The 17152-nt window shown below is 70.0% G+C and carries 17 protein-coding genes; 7 read left to right on the top strand and 10 right to left on the bottom strand.

What is annotated here, in order from left to right; genetic code table 11:
- Window position 1: 1 nt before the first annotated feature.
- From QRX50_RS00505 to QRX50_RS00525, 5 genes are all read right to left on the bottom strand, one after another.
- Window positions 2–832 carry an alpha/beta fold hydrolase gene (locus QRX50_RS00505; protein WP_285970024.1) on the bottom strand — a complete coding sequence of 277 codons (831 nt, stop codon included), beginning with the start codon at window positions 830–832 and terminating at the stop codon, window positions 2–4.
- Window positions 833–1119: 287 nt separating this feature from the next.
- Window positions 1120–1788, bottom strand: coding sequence for a response regulator transcription factor (locus QRX50_RS00510; protein ID WP_285970025.1), 669 nt, complete (start codon window positions 1786–1788; stop codon window positions 1120–1122).
- Window positions 1785–2417 (bottom strand): sensor histidine kinase, encoded by a 633-nt coding sequence (locus tag QRX50_RS00515; protein WP_285970026.1) that lies wholly within the window; start codon window positions 2415–2417, stop codon window positions 1785–1787. The genes QRX50_RS00510 and QRX50_RS00515 overlap by 4 nt, the downstream gene beginning before the upstream one ends.
- Before the next feature lie 101 nt (window positions 2418–2518).
- On the bottom strand, window positions 2519–3151 hold the full coding sequence (locus QRX50_RS00520) for a hypothetical protein (protein ID WP_285970027.1): 633 nt from the start codon (window positions 3149–3151) through the stop codon (window positions 2519–2521).
- 187 nt (window positions 3152–3338) lie between these two features.
- The gene (locus tag QRX50_RS00525; RefSeq protein ID WP_285970028.1) at window positions 3339–4856 is read right to left on the bottom strand and encodes a polysaccharide deacetylase family protein; all 1518 of its coding nucleotides are present in this window, start codon (window positions 4854–4856) and stop codon (window positions 3339–3341) included.
- A gap of 180 nt (window positions 4857–5036) precedes the next feature.
- On the opposite strand from QRX50_RS00525, the gene QRX50_RS00530 reads away from it, so the two are divergent.
- The 5 genes from QRX50_RS00530 to QRX50_RS00550 are packed head-to-tail and all read left to right on the top strand — an operon-like array spanning window position 5037 to window position 10831.
- The gene (locus QRX50_RS00530; protein WP_285970029.1) at window positions 5037–5729 is read left to right on the top strand and encodes a LuxR C-terminal-related transcriptional regulator; all 693 of its coding nucleotides are present in this window, start codon (window positions 5037–5039) and stop codon (window positions 5727–5729) included.
- 5 nt (window positions 5730–5734) lie between these two features.
- Window positions 5735–7018: a nucleotide sugar dehydrogenase gene (locus QRX50_RS00535; RefSeq protein ID WP_285970030.1), complete on the top strand. Its 1284-nt coding sequence runs from the start codon at window positions 5735–5737 to the stop codon at window positions 7016–7018.
- A 29-nt stretch (window positions 7019–7047) separates the two neighbouring features.
- Complete coding sequence (locus QRX50_RS00540) at window positions 7048–8034, top strand: NAD-dependent epimerase/dehydratase family protein (RefSeq protein WP_285970031.1); 987 nt, start codon at window positions 7048–7050, stop codon at window positions 8032–8034.
- Window positions 8035–8075: 41 nt separating this feature from the next.
- Entirely contained in the window at window positions 8076–9104 is a 1029-nt protein-coding gene (locus QRX50_RS00545) for a glycosyl hydrolase family 18 protein (protein WP_285970032.1), read from the top strand.
- Window positions 9101–10831 (top strand): glycosyltransferase family 2 protein, encoded by a 1731-nt coding sequence (locus QRX50_RS00550; RefSeq protein ID WP_285970033.1) that lies wholly within the window; start codon window positions 9101–9103, stop codon window positions 10829–10831. Before QRX50_RS00545 ends, QRX50_RS00550 begins: the two co-directional genes overlap by 4 nt.
- Before the next feature lie 474 nt (window positions 10832–11305).
- On the opposite strand, the gene QRX50_RS00555 is transcribed toward QRX50_RS00550, so the two are convergent.
- On the bottom strand, window positions 11306–12211 hold the full coding sequence (locus tag QRX50_RS00555; protein ID WP_285970034.1) for an aminoglycoside phosphotransferase family protein: 906 nt from the start codon (window positions 12209–12211) through the stop codon (window positions 11306–11308).
- Between the two features lie 96 nt (window positions 12212–12307).
- A complete protein-coding gene (locus QRX50_RS00560; protein ID WP_285970035.1) occupies window positions 12308–13450 on the bottom strand; it encodes an FAD-dependent monooxygenase in 1143 nt (380 codons plus the stop codon).
- Between the two features lie 96 nt (window positions 13451–13546).
- Here QRX50_RS00560 and QRX50_RS00565 point away from each other — a divergent pair, with 96 nt between their 5' ends.
- Window positions 13547–14248 (top strand): TetR family transcriptional regulator, encoded by a 702-nt coding sequence (locus QRX50_RS00565; protein WP_285970036.1) that lies wholly within the window; start codon window positions 13547–13549, stop codon window positions 14246–14248.
- 212 nt (window positions 14249–14460) lie between these two features.
- Here QRX50_RS00565 and QRX50_RS00570 read toward each other — a convergent pair whose 3' ends face one another.
- Complete coding sequence (locus QRX50_RS00570) at window positions 14461–14817, bottom strand: ArsC/Spx/MgsR family protein (RefSeq protein WP_285974767.1); 357 nt, start codon at window positions 14815–14817, stop codon at window positions 14461–14463.
- 19 nt (window positions 14818–14836) lie between these two features.
- On the bottom strand, window positions 14837–15436 hold the full coding sequence (locus QRX50_RS00575; protein WP_285970037.1) for a hypothetical protein: 600 nt from the start codon (window positions 15434–15436) through the stop codon (window positions 14837–14839).
- Window positions 15437–15587: 151 nt separating this feature from the next.
- Between QRX50_RS00575 and QRX50_RS00580 the strand changes: the two genes are divergently transcribed.
- Window positions 15588–16118, top strand: coding sequence for a GNAT family N-acetyltransferase (locus QRX50_RS00580; protein WP_285970038.1), 531 nt, complete (start codon window positions 15588–15590; stop codon window positions 16116–16118).
- Between the two features lie 514 nt (window positions 16119–16632).
- Here QRX50_RS00580 and QRX50_RS00585 read toward each other — a convergent pair.
- Window positions 16633–17091 carry an MEKHLA domain-containing protein gene (locus QRX50_RS00585; protein WP_285970039.1) on the bottom strand — a complete coding sequence of 153 codons (459 nt, stop codon included), beginning with the start codon at window positions 17089–17091 and terminating at the stop codon, window positions 16633–16635.
- Between the last annotated feature and the right edge of the window lie 61 nt (window positions 17092–17152).

The raw sequence follows: 17152 nt of genomic DNA on the forward strand, positions 1-17152 counted from the left end.
GTTACTTCGTGGTCGCCTCGGCGGCATTCAGGATGATGTCCGTGACCTTGTCGGGGCGCGAGACCAGCACGGCGTGCGAGGCGCCCGGCACGACGACGGTGTGGGCGTGGGCGCGCTCGGCCATCCACTTCTGCGCGGCCGGCGGGATGTTCTTGTCACCGGTCGGGATCAGGTCCCACACCGGCTTCTGCTTCCACGCGGGGTCGGTCGAGGCCTCGGCCAGCGCCGACATGGTGACCGGGCGCTGGCTCGCGGCCATCTGCCGGGCCTGCGACAGCGGGACGTCGGCGGCGAACTGCTTCGGGAAGAGGTCCTGCTTCACGTAGAGGTCGGTCTCGCCACCGGGCAGGGCGACCTGCTGAAGCGTGTCACCGAGCGTGCTGCCCGGGAACTTGCTCGTGAGGCCGAGCCCGGTCTCACCCTTGTCGGGCAGGTAGCCCGCGATGTAGACCAGCGCCTGCACCTTCGGGTCGTTGTACGCGGCCTCGCTGATCACGTCGCCGCCGTAGGAGTGCCCGACCAGCACGACGGGTCCGTCAACGCTGTCGACCAGGGCCTTGATGTAGGCGGCGTCGGAGGCAACCCCGCGCAGCGGGTTCGCCGGGGCGATCACCTGGTAACCGCGCTGCTGCAGGCGCGTGATCTCCCCATTCCAGCTTGACGCGTCGGCGAACGCACCGTGTACCAGCACGATCGTCGGCTTCGCCTTCGCCGGCGCGTGGTGGTCGGCCTGCTGCGGCGCCGCCGAAGACGGCACCGCCACGAACACGGCGGCCGCGCCCAACGCGGCGGTCGCGGTGGCGATCCGGGCCAGGCGAGTACGTGTGCGCATCTCTTGCTCCTCGGGAAGTTCGGGCTTCGCTTGCCCTGAACACTACAACTAAATTGTGTACAATCAAGTTGTGCGCATTGCGTGAAAGATCATCGTGATATTCGGAATATCGAAGACCCTGCCGGACGACGGCGAACGCACCCGTCCGTGGCGACGGTCAGCAGGCCGGCGTGAGCTCCGTTGACCAGGCTCAACCCGCGTGGGCCGAACCCCGGGCGCCGGAACCGGCAGACAGAAAACCGTCCGGCTCGCACTGAGCGAGCCGGCCGGCGACGTGCACAAAGGGCTCAGCCGAGCTGAGCCTCGAACCCCGAAGTCACCGACGCCGCCGGCACCAGCGCGTGCCGCACCGCCAGCGCCGCGGCCTCCAGGCGCGAGTGCACCCCGAGCTTCACGAGCACCCCCTGGACGTGGCTGCGCACCGTCGCCGTGGACACGCCCAGGCGGCGCGCCATCGTCTCCGTCGTGTCGCCGTCGATGAGCATCGCGAGACACTGGCGTTCGCGGCCGGTGAGGAAGCGTTCGCGCAGGTCGACCTCGCGGGAGCGGTCCGCCGCGGGCGCCGAGGTGCGCACGGGGACGTCGACGAGGGTTTCGCCGGCGATGACACGGTCGATGGCGATGATGAGGTGCTCCACGCCGCACGTCTTGTGCACGTAGCCGGCCGCGCCGGAGCGCAGGGCGTCGGCGACCGCGCCCTTGCCGGGGCTGGCCGTGAGTATGATGACCTTGGTGCCCGGGCTCGCCGCGAGCGTCGCCGCGACGCCGTCTTCCACGGGGCCGGCGCCGAAGTTGCGGTCGAGCAGGCAGACGTCCGGGCGCGTTTCGCGCACCGTGTCCACCACTTTCGCGAGCGTGCGGGCGGTGCCCACCACCCGCATCCCGTGCCGCTCCAGCAACCCGGCCAGTGCTTCGAGAAAGACCTTGTGGTCGTCACCCAGGACGATGCTCGTCATTCATGCTCCCCTTCACTCAGATGGCTGGGGAAGACGATCCGCACGCACGTGCCCTCCGGTTCACCCGGTCCGACCAGGGCCTGCGCCCCCGACGCCTCGGCGAGGCGCGCGACCGTGACCAGGCCGAGCGACGCCGTACCCGGCGGGATGCGCCCGAATCCCGGCCCGTCGTCCGTGATCGACACGGTGACCGGCGAGTTCGCCGTGAGTTCCACGCGTACGTGACCGCCGGGCCCCGCGGCGCGCACCGCGTTGCCCAGCACGTTGGCCAGGATCCGCCACAGGACCGTGCCGTCCGCGCGGACGGCAGCGGCCGCTCCGTCCGCGAGCACCACCGACGGCTCGCTGACCCGATCGGCCAGCTTCACCAGCTGAGTCAGCAACGGCCGCAGCGGCACGATCTCCTCGTGCGTCTCGGCTGCCAGCGCGTGGGAGACCAGCGTGCGCACCCGCGAAACCTGCTCACCGATCAGCTCCACGCCGGCCACGTCCTTGAGCTCCGACTCGACCAGGTAGGCCAACGTCGTGATCTCGTGGCCGAGATCGTGCAACACCCCCCACAGAGCTTGAACGGTTCGATCTTCGCTGCGGCGCCCGGTGGCCGCCCGGCGTTCCGGCACGGTTGCCATGGCTTTTTCCCTCGTCTTTACTTTCCCCGACCGAAGGGAGTCGTCCGCGATCTTGGGGACGTTACGGGCGTATAACTCAGAAGTCGGCGAATAGACGGGAATCAGCTCTCGTGCGTGACACCACTCGTGGTGACAATGATCTTCCAGGGCCCCGGCGGCACCGCCGAGTCGTCGATGAACTGCCAGTCGATCCGATCGTTCTCCCCGTCGAGCTCGGCGAATCCGAGGCATCCGTTCAACGCAGGTGAGACGTCCATTCCGGCACCGTTGAAACGATCATTCGCCGGCCTCGCATCGTCGGCGCCGAACACGTACTTCGCGTCGTCGTACTGGCCTGGACCAGCGTCCTGGATCTGGCCGTAACAGATCTTGTCCGCGAGGAGCATGCGTACCCAGCGATTTTTCAAGAGGCTGAAGCCGGGGTCGGAAACCCGTGCGGAATAGCGCTCGTCAGATGCCCACGGAACCACGGAGGCGCGTTGGCGATTTGCCACCTCGTCTCCCACATCATCATAAGGGAGGTCGAGGTAGAACGGATTCTCCCGCGGCGTCATGCGCGTGGGAAAGAAGCCGTTGGCCGCCGTGCGCGGTTCGGTGTCGCAGTTTCCGGCGGTGACCACGCCGTCACAGCCGCCGTAGTGGTCGAGCCACCGGTCGTCGTACGCGGACTCGACCTGGCTGCCGTCCTCGGCGTTCGGGTCGAAGATCTCGCCGACCCAGAACGTCGTCGCCACGATGTTCGTGTGCCAGGGATAGGACGAGGGCGCCGAGCGCGGGCCCGCCGGCGCGCCCGCCCCAGGGGGGTGGACGGGCGCGCCGGTGCAGGACGCGGTGGTCAAAACGGCCGCCAGACCCCACACCGCGTATCTGATCCGGGTCGCTGCCCGGCGACGAGCGCCGGGCAGCGACGGGGGGCGTGAGTCAGTCACCGGGCTCCACGGGAGCGATGATCTGCCCGGGCTGCGCGCCGACCAGCGGCTTCGCGTTGCGACCGAACGTGCCGGCCTTCAGCGAGTTGCGGCTGGTCACGCTGTACCGCTGCGGACTCGTGGTGGACGCCTTGATGGCAGCCGCCGCTGCCGCACCGGAACCCGCGGCGAACGAGTAGTCGTCCGTCGTCACCGAACCGTTGGCGATGAGCGCGAGGCCGAAGCTCATCCCGACCGCGCCTGCGGGGGCGGCGGGAGTGGTAAACGTCGCCTGCGTCCAGTTCGGCGCCGCCGCGAGCCATGGTCCGGACGTCCAGTACTGCCAGAAGCCCTGCGCGTTGCGGTAGTACAGCGAGAACTGCGTGATCGCCGTGGACTTGTACCAAACGCCGGCGGTGTACGTGCTGCCTGCGGTCACCTTGGGTGTACACGCCCCGAGGTCGAACGTCGGCAGCAGCTTGGCGTCACCGTCGGTGTAGTTGGTGACGTCGAGCTTCTGGGCGTAGGTCCCCGTGTGCTTGTCTGTCGTGCGGGTCCACGTCGGCGTGTTGCCGCCGTAACCGCCCGGCATGTAGCAGTCGGGGAACCCGGTGCCACTGGTCGAGCTCTCCAGCGACGTGTTCGCGAGCGTGGTGTTCGTCGATGCCGGCGCCGTCACGATGGGCTTCACCGTGCCACCGATGGCCTGGTTCATCGTCTTCACCGTCGTGCCCACGTTCTTGCGCGCGTTGAGCCACGACAGGAACTGGTCGAGCCGCGTGGGTGTGATCGACAGTGCGTCGCACCCGGTTCCGGCGCAGACGTGGTGGAACGTGAACGTGAGCAAGCCGCCATTGCGCTCGGCCGCGGTGACCGCGCTCTGCATCTGGGCCAGCGTCCAGGTGTTGTCGTCCTGGTCGAGGGCCTTCAACTGATACGGGTCGGCCGGTTTGGTCGTCTCGGCGGCGGGACAGCCGGCACAACCGTGCGCCGACGCGAGGTCACCAAGACCGCGAGCGCTGTTGTAGCCGCACGTCTTGGCGGTGTTCGCCACCGCCGTGTTCACCGACGCGTACGGGTATGCGAAGCTCGTGACGGAGAAGCCCATGCCGGCCAGCGCGGCGCGGTCGTTGCAGATCTGCCGTTTCGCCTCGTCGGCGGGCACCGTCGTGAGGTCGGGGTGCGACACGGTGTGACCACCGATTTCATGCCCGCCGGTCTTGATCGTCTGCAGGTTCGCCTGCGTCAGGTAGTTGGCCGCGCCGACCGAACCGCTGATGATGTAGAACGTGCCCTTCATGTTGTACTTCTGCAGGATCGGCAGCGCGCTCATCTGATCCGCGTTGCCGTCGTCGAAGGTGAGGACGACGCCCAGCGGCCGCGCCAACGACGCACCCGCCGTGGAACTGCCCACCACCAACGCGGGCAGCACGCACAGCAGCGCGGCCGCGCAGACCGCGAGCCGCGTGCGTGCCCGCCGGAAATCTAATCCCTTGCGGGCCTTGCGGTGTTTCCGCGTTCTTCTTTCCATGGGTGGCCACCAAAATGATCGGGGATACCTCCGCTGACCGTATGGTCGATCCCCGGCACCCGGATCCCCATAAGGGACGAGCCGGCCTACCGCAGATGCCGGATCTCCGTCATCTGTATGAGCCGTCTTTCGCACAGCTGACTGAGGACAACCGGTTTCGGGGCCTGTTTGCTGTGCGGCGTGGACATCACACGCCTGTTCCTGATCGAGGACCACCGCATGGTGGCCGACGTGCTGACGTCGAGCCTCGCCGCGGTGCCCTGGATCAGGGTGGTCGGCACGCGCGCCACCTCCGATCCGACGCTGCGCTCCGCGCTCACCACGCAGCAACCGGACGTGGTGACCGTGGAGCTGGAGTCGCTCACCGACATTCGTGAGCGGATCCGCACCTGGCACGAAGCGGCGCCCACGGCCCGCTTCGTCGCCCTCACCGCGAGCCGGGACCGAGATCTCGCGGTGTGCGCCGCCCACGCGGGGATCGACACCTGGATTCCCAAGGAGAGTTCGCTCGAAGATCTGCTGAAGCGTGTGCGTGGCGCTCGCGCCGGGCACGCCTGGTACCCGCCGGAGCTGCTGGCCGCACTGTTCGACCGGTTGCGCCGCGACGGTGCCACTCCGCGCCGGCCGGCTTCGACCCCTCTCGACGTGCTGAGCGAGCGTGAACGCGAAGTGCTGGTGGCGATGGTCGACGGCGACCGCAGCGACCAGATCGCGGTTCGGCTCCAGCTTTCCCGCAACACCGTGCGCACGCACACCCGCAACCTGTTCCGCAAACTGAAAGTCCACAGCGGACTGGAAGTCGTCAAGATCGCCCGAGCTGCCGGCATCGAGCCCCAAGGCGAGGTGCCGTTATGGAAAGGGGAAATCCCTTGACACTCATGGCCGAATCACCCCTCAGCAAGACCGAGGGCCTCATCTCCGTCGCCATCGTCGGCATGGGCTACGTGGGTCTGCCGACCGCGCTGGGCCTGCACGCCGACGGCGCGCGAGTGCTGGGTCTCGACACGAGCGCCGACCGGCGCGAGTCGATCCTGGCCGGCGAGCCCGACCTGGTCGAGGCCGACCTCGCGCGCCTCGCCCTGGCCCGGCGTGACAACCGGTTCGACCTCACCGGCGACCCCGCGCGGCTCGCCGAGGCCGACGCGGTGATCATCTGCGTCCCGACGCCGCTGGACCGTTACCTGACCCCGGATCTGGGCCCGCTGCGTTCGGCGTGCCGGTCGGTGGTCGAGCACACCCGCCCGGGCCAGACGCTCATCCTCACCTCCACCAGCTACGTGGGAACCACGCGCGAGATGCTCGCGGAACCGCTGCGGAAGCGGGGTCTCGTGCTCGGTGAGGACGTGTTCGTGGCGTTCAGCCCCGAGCGCATCGACCCCGGCGTCGCCGAGCACACGCAGCAGAGCACGCCGCGCGTCGTCGGGGGCTGCACGCCGGCGTGCAGCGACCACGCCCGGCGCGTGCTGGAGAAGCTGACTCCCCTCGTGCACGAAGTCTCCTCGGCCGAAACGGCGGAGCTGACGAAGCTGTACGAGAACTCGTTCCGCGCGGTGAACATCGCGCTGGCCAACGAGTTCGCCGGCATCTGCTCGACGCTGGAACTCGACCCGATCGAGGTGACGCGCGCGGCCGCCACGAAACCGTACGGGTTCATGAGTTTCTACCCCGGCCCCGGCGTCGGCGGGCACTGCATCCCGTGCGACCCGCACTACCTGCTGTGGCAGCTGCGCGAGGCCCACGGCGACGCGCCGCTGATCAGCCAGGCCATGACGTCGATCGCGCACCGGCCCGGCCAGGTCGCCGACCGCGTCACGGCCACGCTTTCGGCCGCCGGCCGGGGCGTCGCGGGCGCGCGGATCGTGGTGGCGGGCGTGACGTACAAGCCGGGTGTGCGCGACCTGCGCGAGTCGTCGGCGCTGGAGATCATCGAGCGGCTGGCGGCCGGTGGGGCGAAGGTCGAGTACCACGACCCGCTCGTGCCGGAGCTGAAGCTGGGCGGGCGGTCGTTCCAGAGCAACCCCGACCCGCACGGCACGGACTTCGACCTCGTGCTGATCCACACCGTCCACCCCGGACAGTCCTACGACTGGATCGAGCACTGCCCCTTGGTGCTCGACGCCACCTACACGTTCGACGCGGCCACTCACCGCGAACTGGTCTGAACAACCTCCGTGAGAAAGGGCGTACCCCCATGCGGTGCTTGGTAACCGGCGGGGCCGGCTTCATCGGTTCCCACCTGACCGAGCGGCTGCTCGGCGAGAACCGCGAGGTGGTGGTGCTGGACGACTTCAGCACCGGCTCCGAGCAGAACCTCGCGGCCGTCGCCGGCGACCCGCGGCTGCGGATCGTGCGCGGGTCCGTGTGCGATCCGGCCGCCGTCGAGTCCTGCATGGAGGGGGTCGAGCAGATCTACCACCTGGCGGCGGCCGTCGGCGTGTTCACGATCATGCAGAAGACCCTCGACAGCCTGCGCACCAACCTGCTGGGCACCGAGGTCGTGCTCGACGCGGCGCTGCGCCACGACGCGCGCATCCTCGTCACGTCGACCAGCGAGGTGTACGGCAAGAACACCTCGATCGGGCTGAAGGAGGACGACGACCGCGTGGTGGGGTCGCCGTTGAAGAACCGCTGGTCCTACGCCGAGGCGAAGGCGCTCGACGAGACGTTCACCTACCTCTACGGCAGCGAGCTCGGCGTGCGGACGGTGCTGGTGCGGCTGTTCAACACCGTCGGCCCGCGTCAGCGCGGTCGCTACGGCATGGTGGTGCCGAGGTTCGTGGACCAGGCGCTGACCGGGCAGCCGCTCACGGTGTTCGGCACGGGCCGGCAGACGCGGTGCTTCTGCCACGTGCTCGACGTGGTGCCCGCGCTCGTGGCGCTGCTCGACGACGAGTCGGCGCACGGCACCGTCTACAACCTCGGCAGCCCCGAGCAGGTGAGCATCGAGGAGCTGGCGGAGCTGGTGATCGCGGCGACCGCGTCCTCGAGTTCGATCGTGAAGGTGCCCTATCAGGAGGCCTACGGCGCGGGGTACGAGGACATGCAGCGGCGGGTGCCGAACTGCGCGCGGGCAGCGCAGCAGGTCGGGTTCCGCGCCGTACACAGCCTGCGGGAGACCATCGACGCGGTCATCGACGACCGGCGGGCGCAGCTGCGGACCGCCGTCGCCGGTCGATGACACACCGGCCCGGCCGGTCGCGTCACCGCGGCCGGATCGCCGTGCTTCTCGTTTGTGAGCTGCTGGTGCTGACGTTGCTGCGGGACGGAGGAGCGCGCGCCGCCGTGCAGCCGCTCACGATCGCGTCGCTCCCCTACTGGAACCTGGCCGGGGGGACCTCGACGGTCGAAGCGCACGAGTCGCAGGTCACCGAGGCCTCGCCGTGGCTCTACGGCCTCGACGCCCAGGGCCGGCTCGTGTCGCAGTCTCGGCGCGCGGACGATCTCGCGCGGCTGCGGGCCACGGGGATGGCGATCACGCCGACGATCGCGAACGTCACCGAGGGCCGCTGGCACCCGCAGATCGTGCAGACCATCCTCCACGATCCGGCGGCGACCGCGCGGCACATCTCGGACATCGTGGGGCTGGTCGTGCAGGGTGACTTCTCGGGCGTGGACATCGACTACGAGGAGCTGCGCTCGACCGACCGCGCCGCGTTCACGGCGTTCATCACGCGGCTGGCGGATGCGTTGCACTCCAACGGGAAACGGCTGTCGGTGGACGTGTTCGCGAAGACCACCGACGAGGGCTACGACGAGCGCAACCGAGCGCAGGACTACGCCGCGCTGGGCCGCGCGGTCGACCAGGTGCGGTTGATGGCGTACGACTACCACTGGCAGACGTCCGCGCCGGGCCCGATCGCACCCGAGGGCTGGGTCCGTGACGTGCTGACGTATGCGACGTCGCAGATCCCGCGCTCGAAGATCGTGCTGGGCGTGCCGATGTACGGCTACGACTGGGTGGGCCACAACGCCGTGCCGGTCACGTGGGTGCAGGCCTACGGGCGGTCGCGGGAGTTCGGCGTGCCCGTCGAGTGGGACGGGTTCAGCGAATCGCCCCACTTCTCTTACACCGACGCCGCTGGGGCGCGCCACGAAGTGTGGTTCGAGAACGCCTACAGCGCGTCGATCAAGTTCACCCAGGCCCGGTTATTCGGGATCGGCGGGGTGTACCTCTGGCTCTTCGGCACGGAGGACGACCTCGTCTGGTCGAAACTCGACACCTACTGGACTCCGGCGGAGGCTCGATGATTCCCCTGTGGCTGCTGGCAATTTTCGTCTTCGGGGTGAACTTCACCCTGTGGGGCACCGCCGGTCTGGCGCGCGCGCTCGAAAACCGCGTGCGGCCACCACGGCCGCCCCGGCCGTCACCGGTGCCCCGCGCACGGCCCGCCCACGTGCACCGCTCGCGCGTCGCCGTGCTCATGGCCGCGCACAACGAGGAGGTGGTGATCGGCGAGTCGCTCGCCGCCATCACCCGCCTCGTGCCGGCGTCGAACGTCCACGTCGTGTCCGACGGCTCCACCGACCGCACCGTCGAGCTCGCCCTCGCGTGCGGTGTGAACGTCACCGAGACACCCAGCAACGTCGGCAAGGCCGGCGCTCTCGAGGAAGGTGTGCGCCACTTCTCCCTCGCCACCCGCTTCGACGCCGTGCTCCTGCTCGACGCCGACACCCGCCTCGACCCGGACTACTTCGACGCCGCCCTCCCGCAGTTCGACGACCCCGACGTGGTCGCCGTCGCCGGCTGCGCCGCCACCGACTGGTCCGCCTCGAGGCGCGGCTTCCTGCCGTTCCTGTTCACCGCGCACCGCGCACGCATTTACGCGCTGCTGCAACGCCTCCTCAAGTTCGGCCAGACCTGGCACCGCACCAACGCGACCCTCATCGTCCCCGGCTTCGCCAGCCTGTACCGCGCGGAAGCGTTGCCGCACATCGACATCAACCCCCCGGGCCTGGTGATCGAGGATTTCAACATGACGTTCGAGGTCTACCGCAAACGCCTCGGCAAAGTGGGCTTTTCGTTGAAGGCCATCGCCGTCACCCAGGACCCGGACGCGTTCCGCGACTACGTCCGCCAGACGCGCCGCTGGGCCCTCGGCTTCTGGCAAAGCGTCCGCCGCTACCGCCCGCGTGCCGACCTGTTCAGCTTCATGCTGGGGCTGTACGTGCTGGAGCTGGTTTTCGCCAGCCTGTTCATGGCCTTGCTGCCGGTGATGGTCGTCCTTCTGCTGCTGGCCCTCATCCCAGGCTTCCTGTCCGTACCCGTCGCCGGCGACGTGACTCTGGCGATCGGCCACTACGTCAACCTCCCGACCATCGCCTTCGGCATCCTCGTGCCGGACCTCCTCCTCACCCTCGCCGTCGTGCTGACAGAACGCCGCGCCCGCTACCTGCTCATGGCGCCCCTCTACCTCCCGCTGCGCTGCCTCGACGCCTGCGTCGCCCTCTGGTCCCTCCCCCAAGCCTGGCGCGACGGCTCCGGCCGCTGGCAAAGCCCCGCCCGCCGCACCACCGACATCGCCGCGACCCCGGACCTCGCCACAATCGGTGCTGGTGCTGGTGCTGGTGCAGGTGTCGGTGCTGGTTTGGGTTCGGGCCTGGCTGCTGCTGCCAGCGCCGGGAGTCCTGCGGACACAGGCTTGGCCGCAGGCACCGCCTTGGCCGCAGACACCGGCTTGGCCGCAGGCACCTCGGGCACGGCGAGCACCGGCTTGGCCGCAGGCACCGCGGGCACCGGCTTCGCCGCGGGCACCAGCCTCGGTTCCAGTGGCAGCGCTCGCAGTCTCCCGTCCCCCTTCCCTCGCGACCTTCTCACCCAGCACAACGGCTCGGGCCCCGCCCACAGCAACGGCTCCAGCCGAACCGTCCCGTCGCTACCTCCGACCACCTCCAACCCATCCCCCACGTCCGACACCGAACCGGACTGGCCACCCGAGTGGCCCCCCGACCCCTTCTCGCGCGAAAAGGTCGGCTGACCCCTCCACCATCGGCGCGGCCCCGCCCCGCCCACGCTCCGCGCAGCGATCCCACACCTCCCACCCCGTGCCGGCGCCGCCTGCTCATTAACCGGGCAACGCCGGCACGGCAACCGAACCTGCCGACCCGCTTGCCAACAAGGAGCGCACCACCGCGAATCCAGCGCCAGCCAGCCCGCGCACCGTCTAACCAAGTTCGCCTAGCCGGCCGGGCGATACCACCCCGCCGGACCTGCCGACCCTCTTGCCACCGCGGAGCGCACCACCGCGAATCCAGCGCGGGCCAGCCCGCGCACCGTCCAGCCAGGTTCGCGGCCCGGCCGGGCCACGGCCGAACTGCCGTCCACTTGCGACCAAAGGAACACACCACAGCCGATCCAGCGCCGGGTCGACCTGTGGACCGTCCGGCCAAGTTCACCTGGCAGGCCAAGCCATACCACCACCGAACCGGGCCCGCGGTCGCGGAGGGGCCCGCTACTCCACGTCGGCGAGCAGCTCGTCGAGCCGCGCGGTGTCCGCAGCGCCAGCGGGTCGTTTCGGGTCAGGCAGCAACGCTGTCAGGGCCCAGGCCCGGCCGCGGGCCCACGTCGCGTCGTCCACGGCGAGCTTGGTGCGGAAGACCGCGCGGGAGGGGCCGTCGAGCAGGGTCCACGCCGCGATCAGGTCGACGGCCGGGTCGCCGATGGCGAGGGTGCCGAAGTCGATGACCGCGGTGAGCCGGCCGTCGCGGGCGAGGAGGTTGCCCGGTGCGGGGTCGCCGTGCACCCACACCGGCGGGTGGTCCCACGCGGGCGCCGCGAGCGCCGCCTCGAACAGTGCCGTGGCGGCGGCCGTGTCGATGCGGCCCTCCAGCGCCGCGAGCCATGGGCGCACCCGCGACTCCACCACGGCCGAGTCGCGCGCGTCGCCCATGCCGACCCCGCGGAAGCCGTTGCTCCAGTCCGGCGGCGGACCGCCGGCGGTGTCGATCGCCTGCAGCGCAACGAAGAACTCCGCCAGGTCGGCAGCCGCCGTGCCGAGGTCCGCGAGCTGCCCCGGGTCGGGACGCCGCCCGTCGAGCCACCGGTAGACCGACCACGGGAACGGATACTCCGCAGTCGCCTCCCCCTGCGCCAACGGCACCGGAACCGTCAACGGCAGGCGCGGCCCAAGTCGCGGCAGCCAGCGCTGCTCCCGCGCCACCTGTCCTTCCCACCGCGCGAACCGCGGCAGCCGCACGGACATCGTGTCGCCCAGCCGGTAGGTGGCGTTGTCCACTCCAGGCGACGGCACCGGCACGACCGGAAGCTCGGCCCACCGCGGAAATTGCCCGGCGACCAGCCGCCACACCACTTCCACCGTGATCGTCACTTCATCGGACGACATGTCCCGTGCGGTCAACAGGCCTCCCCAGATCGATGGCTCAGATCCAAACCACCGGCCCACCCGCTGTCCACCGAATTCCGATCACCTCCTCTCGCGCCAGGAACCACCCCGTCACGCGCTCTTCGCCAAGGCCAGCTTCTGCGCCGCGTTGACCAACGGCGCCAACCGCGTCCCGAAGTTGCGCATCGCCATCCCCGCCCTCGTGGCGGGAATCAGCATCGCGGCCGCCACAGGAACGTTGCGCTGCCTCGGATTCACCAGCTTCCGGTGCGTCGCCTCATAACGCCGGAACGCCGCCGCCTTATCCCCCGGGGTCGCGGCCAGCTCGGTGGCCAGCGTGTGCGCGCCGGCCATCGCCAGCGTCGACCCGTCGCCGAACAGCGAGACACACGACGCCGCGTCACCCGCCAGCACCACCCGGCCCGCGGTCCAGCTCGGCAACCGCACGCGCGAAACCGAATCGAGGTACAGGTCGCCGGCAGCACGCACCTGGCCAAGCAGCTCCGGCACCCGCCACCCCGCCCCGGCGTACGCGGTTTCCAGCAATCGCTTGTGCTGCGCCGTGTCGCGGTGGTCGAAGCCCGGCACCGCCGCGTGGCGGAACATGAACGCCACGATCCCGCGCTCCCGCGACGGGTGCACCGCCACCGCACGGCCCGGCGAGTTGTACATGACGATCTCGCTTCGGTCGGGCACCGGCGCGTCGAGCGGCATGGTCGCGACGTACACACCCATGTGCTCCACGAACTCCGGCTCGGGGCCGAAGGCCAGCCGGCGCACTCCGGAGTGCAGCCCGTCGGCGCCCACCACGAGGTCGAACCGCCGCGGCGAGCCGTGTTCGAAGGTGACGTCGACCCCGCCCTCGTCCTGCTCGAGCCCGGCCACCGAGTCGTGGAACACGTATTCGGCGTCGCCGGCGCTCGCCTCGTACAGGATGCGCGCGAGGTCCGTGCGCGTCAGCTCGACGTCGGTGCCACCACCGTCGCCCATCACCACGCGCCCGACACTCTTCCCCCGGTCGTTCACGAACGTCATGCCCCTGACCGAGGTGGCCGCCTCCCGCAGCTGCTCGGTGAGGCCCATCTTCCGCGCGACCTCGGCAGCCGGCCCGCGGACGTCCACCGGGCTCCCACTCGATCGCAGGCCCGCCGCGCGCTCCACCACGGTCGGCCGGTATCCCGCCCGTGCCAGCCAGTAGGCGAGCGTGGGTCCGGCGACGCCCGCACCGGAGATCAGCACTGTCTTCGTGGTCATGATCCGTCATCCCTCCTGCCGCGGCCCCCTGACCGTCGGTCAGGATCGACGGTACACGCCTGTCCGCCGGTCAGGCAAGGAGGTAGATTCGACAGCATGAACGAAGTCGTGCCGCCCGACACCCGCGCGCGCATCCTGCAGGTCGCGATGGACCTGTTCGCCTCGAACGGCTACCACGCGACCTCCGTGCGGGAGATCGCCGAACGGGTCGGCGTCACAAAAACCGCGGTCCTGTACCACTTCCCGGGCAAAGCCGAGATCATCACGGCGATGGCCGAGCCGATGCTGGTCGACCTGGAAACCACCGTCGACGCGGCGCAGGCCCTGGCGCCGGATGCCGACGCCGCGCGCGACGCGATGGTCGAAGGCCTGCTCGACGTCTGGCTGCGCCACCGCTACCTGCTGCGGCTCAACCTGCGTGACCTGGGGCTGACCGCGTCCCAGTCGGTGTTCGACCGCTTCCGCGACGGCATGCTGCGGGCGAACTCGATCGTGGCCGGCCCCGACCCGGACTTCGCCGCCGATGTCCGCGCCGCGCAGGCCATCGCCATGCTGAGCGACCCGGTGGTCCTTTACGCCGACCACGCCGTCGACGAGCTGCGCGCCACCGTGCTCGACGGCGTCCACCGCCTCTTCGGCGACGCACAACGCCACGCCGGGCGCGGACGGCCGACCGTGATGACCGGCAACCTGCTCGTGATGTGCCGCAAGCTGCACGACCAGGGGTTCCCGGCCACCAAGATCGCCGACGAGCTGGGCGTTTCCCGGGCGACGGTCTACCGCCACCTGAAGGTCTAGCAATATTGAGACGATTTATGATACTTTTGAGACACCAGCGACGCAGCAGACCTCAACGAACACCCGGACACGAGTACAAGACAACACGGCACACGACGGCACCGGCACGGCATTTCTGAGACAGCAGCACTGAGAGAACAGCACTGGGAACAGCATCGCGACCACACCAGGAGGCGAATGGACGAAGCAGACCACCCACGCGCGGCGAGAAGTCAGCCCAGGACGGACCGGACCGTCTCCTCGTCACGGGCGACGACTGTGGTGCCGTCGTCGGCCGTGATGATCGGGCGCTGGATGAGCGCCGGGTTTGCCGACAGCGCCTCGATCCAGCGGGCGCGGTCGGCGGGCGTGCGCGGCCACGACTTCAGGCCGAGCTCGGTCGCGACCTTCTCCCCGGTGCGCGTGATGTCCCAGGGGCCGAGCCCGAGCCGGTCCAGCACGGCCTCGAGCTCGGCGGGAGTCGGCGGGTCCTCGAGGTACCGGCGCACGGTGTAGGTGGCGCCGGCCTCGTCGAGCAGCGACACGGCGGAGCGGCACTTCGAGCAACGCGGGTTGACCCAGATTTCCACGAGGGTCACCGTACGCGACCTACTTCGCGAACGCCTGCAGCTGGCACTGGTCGGCAAGCTTGTCGAGGTTGTCGTGGGTGTCCGACGAGCCGTCGTCGATCTGCCAGGTGAGGCCGTCCGGGTCGACGCTGGTGTCGGGGGCCACGTGCACGTGGGCACCCTTGGCGGTCATGCACTTGACCATGGCGTGGAACTCGTCGTTGAACTTCGGGTTGGTTCGCGGGGAGAGCTCCGGCGGCTGCAGCGGCAGCTTTCCCTTGCAGGCCTCCTCGGCCTTCTTCGACTGGGGGCTGTCGTCGTTCATGTCGAGGCCGGGCGGGCTGTTCGGGTCGCCGGCCGGGCCAGAGTGCCGTCCGTCGAGGACGGCGTGGCCGTTGGTGCGGAGGCAGGAGTCGTAGGCGTCCCGGTAGGACTGTTTCTCCTCGGGCGAGCTGTCGAGGCGCAGCTGCGGGCGGCCAGCGTCGGAGTCGGCTGCGGTGGCCTGCGATGAGGCGGGGGCGCCCGAGGAGGCGCTGCCCGTGTCGAGCGTGGCGACCTGTGGGGCGGCGGGCGAGCCGGAGCAGGCGCTGAGCAGGACGAACGCGGCGCCGGCGACGAAGAAGGAGATGGATGAACGCACGTCGTGAGCGTGGCAGGAGGTTGTGAGGAAGCTATGACGATGAAGTCAGGAGGCCACTAGGACGAAGCCCCTGGGGTCAGCGCCCCACGGGTCACGCCGGGTGCCACGGATCACCCGCCGGTGGAGGGGTGTTTCGGCGTACCGTTCAGCCATGGACATGCCTCTGGCCACCGACCGCCTCGTGATCCGGGACTGGTCGATCGACGACGCCGAAGCCGCGTTCCGCATCTACGGCACGGACGAGGTCACCCACTGGCTGACGCCCGCGATGGACCGCATCACCGACGTGGCCGCGATGCGCTCGGTGCTGCAAGCGTGGCAGGAAGCGCAGCCGAACCTGGCCCCGCCGCGCGGGCGCTGGGCCGTGGAGCGCACGTCGGACGGCGCCGTCGTGGGCGGGCTCGGGATCCGGCTGCTGCCGCCGTTCCAGGAGGACCTGGAGCTGAGCTGGCAGCTGCACCCGGACGCCTGGGGCCAAGGCTACGCGACGGAGTCGGCGCGGGCGCTGATCGAGTGGGCGTTCACCCAGGACACGGAGGAACTCTTCGCCGTGGCGCGGCCTTCCAACACGCGCGCCATCGCGACCGCCAAGCGCCTCGGCATGCAGTGGGTCGGCGAAACGACGAAGTACTACGACCTGCGGCTGCAGGTGTATCGCATCCGCCACAGCGACATCATCTAGCGGATCCAACGGGGCAGCGCGCCCACCCGGCCGAGTGGCAACGCGCTCGGGCACCCGCGCCAAGCCGAAGAGGCGGCCGCACTCCCGCACGCCAACCGAACGGCGCGGCGGCGCGCCCATCCGGCGGCGCTCCCGTACCAGCCCGACGGCGCGGCGGGGTGCGCATCGGACAGCGTGGCGGCGTTCCCGCGCCAACCGACGGGGCGCGCCCACCCGCACCCCCGCCGGTGAATTCCGGGCGAACGGCAAGGAAAGAGCGGTGCGCGAGGTGCCGGCGAGGCTGGCCGAAGCACGGTCGGGAAGCCGGGCGGCGAAGGCGGCCGCCCGCGAACGCCGAGGTGAGGCGAGGCGAGGCGAGGCAGAGAGCCAACAGGCCGGCCGACGATGCCGAAACTCAGAGCCGATGTACCGGGCCCCAAGGGCGAGCCAAGGGCAAGCCAGGTTGCCGGCCCGCGAAGCCAGGCCGACAGCCGAGCCGGGTTGCCGGCCCGCGAAGCCGGGCTGAGAACCAGGGTCAGGCGGCCGTATACCGTGCGAAAACGGCGGCTTGCCCCTGCTTCACGCCGGTGTCGTCGATGAGGTTCCACATCGTCACGTCTTCGATCCAGAAGCGGCGCCCCGACTTCGCGATGCGCCGGCCGCGGTAGCCGCTCACGAAGCCGTGGGTGGTGACGGCGTGGACGAGGGCGTCGCGGTCTTCCTGACGGTCCGGTTCGGCGGAGAGGCGCGAGGGCATGCCGCGGAATTCGGTCCAGTCGAGTTCGAACGCGTGCTGGGCGACGAGGTTGGCGTAGGTGAAGCGGGGGTCGTCGGCGGTGTCGTGGGCGAGGAGGCCGAAGGGGGCGTCCTCGTAGAGGTGGCGGGCGGCGTCCGCGCTCGCGGCGATCAGTGGTTTGCCGACCACGCGGTGGTAGCTGTCCACGAGCAGCCGGGCGAAGGCGGCGTCCAGCGGTGACGACCCGGAGTCCGACATGCCGCCAAGTTACGCCCGCCGCCGCGGACGGGCGCAGTACAGGTGATCGACTTCACGCCAG

It is taken from the genome of Amycolatopsis sp. 2-15 (genome assembly GCF_030285625.1).
Taxonomy (GTDB): domain Bacteria; phylum Actinomycetota; class Actinomycetes; order Mycobacteriales; family Pseudonocardiaceae; genus Amycolatopsis; species Amycolatopsis carbonis.